Genomic DNA, 5,755 nt, shown 5'->3' on the forward strand with positions numbered 1-5,755 from the left:
ATCATAATATAAACTCCAAAATTTAATCTAACCCGTTGATAAATAACTTATATCACTCCAGAATACATATAATAAGCTATTCATCTTGACCATATGAAATTGTAACCATTTTCACTAGAAAACAAGGTGTTTATCAGGAATTTATCCAGCACTTAGATAACATATACAGCATTTTTTATGCCATATTGACGCTTTATCTAATACATATAACTATAGATGCCATTAATGTATTGTCAATAAAATAAAAAAATAAATTTAATTAATTTAAAATCAATATTTTATTACCCAACAAAAAATAAAAAAGATATGATATCCTGTAATGAACAGGATATTTCAGTAATTTTTTCCATTGAACATAATGACAGACATGAATAATAATGAGGAATAAACAGCTATTTCCCTCTACGAGTTAAAAGATAAAATCGATAACATCATCTCAAAAACAGAGATAATTTATAACATTTTAATACTATATTTTGTGGAAATAACAAGCGGTATATTAATCAAGTGATGATTTATAAGCAGCATTATAATAACATTCTATCTTCCCATTATAACAACAAGAATATAAAATAAATCTCAAACAATTATCTTATTAAATTGACCATGAGACATTAATTATCACTTTATTATTTATTAAAAATTAAATATAACCACCCTCAGTGAAATAGATTTACTTTAATCAAAGTAAATATGAAACTAACAACAATTACTATGCCGAAATAATATTATAAAAACGTGGTGTCAATGTTAACTATACCACGCCTTTATTATCAAACTTAATATCATTCCCCCATATGGAAAAACAGACGAATTAACACTATTTAAATGATCGAGGCTTATCTATAATCCCTGGATAACCAATTCATTATATCCTCAACAATAGGAGTAATCTGCAAAATACCTTCACTATTTCTAAATCCATGACTTAGACCCGGGTATTGATAAAAGGTAATATTATCTTTCTTTAATTGCTCTTCCATTTTTATCGCCGAACTAGCGCTGACTGAATTATCATTTAGTGTTTGAATAATCAATATAGGTCTTTTAGTCTGACTTAACACTTTATATTGATCAATACCAAGTGAGACTCTCCACCAATTAGCACCGTGATTGCTCATTTCTACGTGATCCATATTATTCCCAGTCGCTACTTTTTGCTGAAAATCCCTAAATCCTTTAATTTCTTCATCGATATACTCCGGTGGTATCTCACTCTTCATACTATGAATAACATCATCAGCGAAATACCGACCTCCACCATTCAGTGACACAGTTTTATCAATATAATTGACTTGTGATGTAATTAAATTAGCAACTATTGCCCCTTCACTGCCACCCAATATAATGATCTTGTTATATTTATTCTGATGTTTCAAATCACCAATGATCTGAATATAATCCTCAATCTCATATAAGCCTTGGGGCAATCTGAACGTTCAACAGCATCAGACCAAGGGAGTGATGCATTAATGCCATATTTTTCCACAGTTAGAACGTCACTATCAGGATAAATATCACTGAACGTGTCATTCACAAACTTATTATTAGCGATACTATTACAATCAGAGCCCTGTATTAGCACTAATAGATTCTTACCACCTCTTTGCTTAAGATAGTAAGTTATTTCACTACCATCATGACGGAAAAACTGTTTATGCGTATTTGTATTTGAGTAAGCGAAACCTATACAACATGAAAAAAGCAGAACAGACGTCAGAATTCTCTGTCGTAAATTAAAACAATATGCTTTCATTAATCTCTCCTTTAACTGACATATACAAAGACCACAAATTGACGATATTGTTCCTGTCAGAAAAAGTTTTAAAATTCGAAAGCAAGGCTCAGAGTTTTTTTACCCCAGTTGTTAACTATAATCATTAAAACATCCATACATTTGGCGAGAAGAAATGACAACAACTTTATCCACAAAAATCATATTACCCGATAATTATCATACCCACGATTTTTTCGCATTTCATCAAAGGGATAAACAAAATATCTCTGAAATTGTGGAACAGAATAAAGTTCAAAAAGGAATTATATGGGATGGCAAGCCTGCGGAATTAACCATCGCTATTAATGCAAAAAACGCACATATACAACTCAAGATTGATGGTAACACAACAGACTCTGATGAGCGCTTATCTGCTTTAGCATCACATATGCTAGGGCTTCTACAACCTGTTCATCTATTTGAGTGTTTATATCAAGAACACCCGATTATTGGTTCACTGATTGCTAGACAATCAGGTTTAAGAATTTATCAATCGGCTACACCATTTGAAGCATTAAGTTGGGCGGTTATCGGCCAACAAATTAGCGTCAGTGCTGCTATATCTATTCGGAGGAGATTTATCCAGACCGTGGGAGTTCAGCATTCTTCTGGACTATGGTGTTTTCCAACATTCAAACAAATACTCAATCATTCAGAAGAGGAATTACGCCAATGCGGATTTTCTGCCAGCAAAGCTAATGCATTGATCCGCTTAAGTCAATTAATTGAATCTGGCAAATTAACATTAGCAATCTCTGATGATGAGCAAGATATTCAGCAGCTAACAAATAATTTACTCGCGATAAAAGGCATTGGTATGTGGACAATTAACTATTCCCTGTTACGAGGATTCAACTATTTAAATGGCTCATTACATGGTGATGTCGCAGTAAGACGTAATATCCAAAAATTGTTTAATCAAAATGAAAAAGTTTCCGCAGAACAAGCAGAAAAATGGCTGGCAGCTTTCTCTCCCTGGAAAGCTCTATTAGCCGCGCATTTATGGCGACAAGAATCAAGTGCAGGATATTGATGTTGTTGTTAGTTTTCATTTTGTAGTTGGTATGGTACATCGCTGCTATTGAACGATTAACTCTGAAAATAATTCTTTTTGTGCATAGAAATTCCACGATAGGGCTTTCAAGGTTTTTTGGGCATCAAAATATTGTAATATTTACTCATTTACTTTTTGGGTAATTTATTAGATTTCTAAAACTCCTAAATATAATATCGACAATCTTGTCTATAAAATAAGGAGGATTTTCCTCCTTATCAGTGCATATTTAGCAAACAAGTTTTAGCTTAGGGTAAACAATACTTCGAAACTCAGCCGGAATCTTTTCCTTAATATCTGCTAAAATTCTGTTATCTGCTCCAATAACCTCTATAAGTTCATTAATAATAGAGTCTAATTTCTCAGCTCTATCCCATTGAACTTTATAAGCCCCCGCATTTATCTTTTGCTCTACTTTCTGTAATTGTTTATTTTCTTTATATACATATTTCATTTTAATAATATTCACTTCGTTATCTATATTTTCTTTATAGGTGATAATCATATGGATATCATTAGATTTCTTTATGGTTTCAATGCTGTCGTATTCGCTCTCAAAAATAGCAGTTATGAGCTCATCGGGTTGAACACCTCTCACCAAACAAAAGGCTACCATTCTTTCTATAATCTCGTTTACTTTTAATGAGTCGATCATCGTATCATCCTCTTAACTTCTTCAAGTATCCCCGCTATTGCATCTATTGATTTTAGCAATGTTTTATTATCCCGATCCTTAACCGTCCCGTATATCTTGGATAATTTACTATTAATGAAGCGAACAACAATACCATCATTAACATCCGTTGTCTTTAGATTAAGAATATAGCGATTAAAAACATGGTAAAGCTCAGAGCCTTTTTCATCAATACCATTTTCAATCAAAAGATTAGCAACCTCATCCTGTATTCGTGTACTCAAGATTTGTCTCATCATTTTTCTTGCTTGCGCAGGTCGCTTCTCTATCAACTCAGGGTCTATTAATTTAGCAGCTTCACGAATTTCATTCTCTACAAGAGAATCTTTCAAATTTTCAAGTACATCTAATGGTAGATCTACTCCCGATTGAATAATTTTATTTATATTTTCGGATACTGATGCATTTATCTCTGCTCTCTTTCTCTCAAATAATTCATTAAAATCTATATCGTCAAGGTATGAATCTTTGTCACTAACAAAAGCACCCTCACTATTTATACTAGCTAATGAATTTTCTCTCTCAATATATTCTCTATCACTAAATGTATATTCCCGGACACTTCCTCTTTTAGCTCTATCAACTTCCTTCTGAAATACATTCCACATTGTGTTCAGTCCAATTTCTTCGTGGAATATTACTAATCCATTGTTATCAATTTCAAAGGCTGTTATTTCATCATCAGGTATTACACGCAATATTCTACCAACCACTTGCGCAAATGCATTAATACTTCTATATGGCCTGAATATAGCCAGAATACTTAAGTACTTATGATCATAACCCTCCATCAGCATATTAACTGAAATTACAACATCGCATTGATGATTTTCAATATCCCTAAAAGCTCTAAATAATTCCTCAGAAGACATTTCACTATGAACAATAATAGAACTTAATCCCTTTTCTTTATACCAATGATATAAATCTTCTGCATGAGAAATACTACAACCTACAGCCAATATTTTATGGGGCACCTTACTAGATAATTTCTTTAACTCATTTAATTTTAATATGCTATATTCAATAACATCTTTTGAGCATTCCTCTGACAGAGCAACGCTTTTCTCTATCCACTCTTTATCTTTAAATGCTAATACCTCTTCCTTTGATAACTTAACCTCCTCATTTTCTTTTATAGAGAAATACAACTCATGGGCATTAACTGTCTCTTTTCTTAACCATTTAACATAGTTATTTTTCATAACCTCTGAAAGAGGAGTTTCATGTATTTTTTCTCCTGGAATTTCTTGCTTATCACCTCGATATGGTGTTCCTGTAACATGAAGTATCTTAGCTTCACAGAAATATCCTAAAACCTCACGCCAACTCTGCGCAGGAGCATGGTGAGCCTCATCAATAATAATGAAATCAAAAAAATCCTGTGGTACTCTACTTATTAGGCTTGTCTCTCTCCTACTTGATACTCGATGTATATTAGAGTAAATAATATGACTGGCAAACAAATGCTCATCACTGATATCTTGAAGATATTCATTCACCACAGGAATATCTTTACTATTAAATATAACATCACAATTCACCCAAAAATTATCCTCTAAAACCTCTTGCGTTTTTCGTATACTATCTTTAGTAACAAGCCCAGGAGTTATAATGAGAACTCTTTTATTTGATACGCCATATGGCGCAATAGAAATCAAACCACTCTTCCCTGTACCTGTAGGTAGTACTACTAATGCTTCTTTATTATCTGGTTGACTAAAATAGTCTCTAATCTTGATGTATGCCTCAATTTGAGGCGTTCTTAATTTCTTATTTCCCTCAATATTAACTGCTGTATTAAAAAAATAAGTCATACATACTTCCCTTATTCCAACAATTATCGCCATAAATATTAAAATGATTTACTTGCATATCACTGCAATATCTCTCTGCATTCATAAAGAGAATAGTCGTCTATTCCATGAATCACATACTAATTATATCTCAATGTAACCAACATTAAACTCATATCTATATAGAATAGTCGACATATCGTGACCAATAGCACGTATTTTAAATAAATTGATTTACACTCTCGTTGATAATTATTTTATTTACGTTATCTATTCTAATGAAAACCTAATAATATCTTACAGTATTTAATTTTTATTAATAATTTTACCATGTAAAGAAATGACTATGATGATGCTATATCTTCATACATTCTATAAGATTTACCCATAAATTAAAAATGGATTTTCTAATTTCAACACGAGCCGATGAGTCA

General features: G+C 32.1%; 5 protein-coding genes. 1 reads left to right on the top strand and 4 read right to left on the bottom strand.

Annotation, left to right across the window (positions count from 1 at the left end; all coding sequences use genetic code 11):
• Window positions 1-839 precede the first annotated feature (839 nt).
• Both V2H77_RS01265 and V2H77_RS01270 read right to left on the bottom strand, forming a co-directional pair.
• A complete protein-coding gene (locus V2H77_RS01265) occupies window positions 840-1,343 on the bottom strand; it encodes an alpha/beta hydrolase family protein (protein ID WP_341497348.1) in 504 nt (167 codons plus the stop codon).
• Window positions 1,344-1,375: 32 nt separating this feature from the next.
• A complete protein-coding gene (locus V2H77_RS01270; protein WP_341497349.1) occupies window positions 1,376-1,756 on the bottom strand; it encodes a hypothetical protein in 381 nt (126 codons plus the stop codon).
• 154 nt (window positions 1,757-1,910) lie between these two features.
• On the opposite strand from V2H77_RS01270, the gene V2H77_RS01275 reads away from it, so the two are divergent.
• Window positions 1,911-2,810, top strand: coding sequence for a DNA-3-methyladenine glycosylase family protein (locus tag V2H77_RS01275; protein ID WP_341497350.1), 900 nt, complete (start codon window positions 1,911-1,913; stop codon window positions 2,808-2,810).
• Between the two features lie 250 nt (window positions 2,811-3,060).
• Here the strand turns inward: V2H77_RS01275 and V2H77_RS01280 are convergent, their stop codons facing one another.
• Entirely contained in the window at window positions 3,061-3,486 is a 426-nt protein-coding gene (locus tag V2H77_RS01280) for a hypothetical protein (protein WP_341497351.1), read from the bottom strand.
• A complete protein-coding gene (locus V2H77_RS01285) occupies window positions 3,483-5,342 on the bottom strand; it encodes a DEAD/DEAH box helicase (protein ID WP_341497352.1) in 1,860 nt (619 codons plus the stop codon). Before V2H77_RS01285 ends, V2H77_RS01280 begins: the two co-directional genes overlap by 4 nt.
• Window positions 5,343-5,755 lie beyond the last annotated feature (413 nt).

The organism is Photorhabdus sp. P32 (genome assembly GCF_038085095.1).
Taxonomy (GTDB): domain Bacteria; phylum Pseudomonadota; class Gammaproteobacteria; order Enterobacterales; family Enterobacteriaceae; genus Photorhabdus; species Photorhabdus luminescens.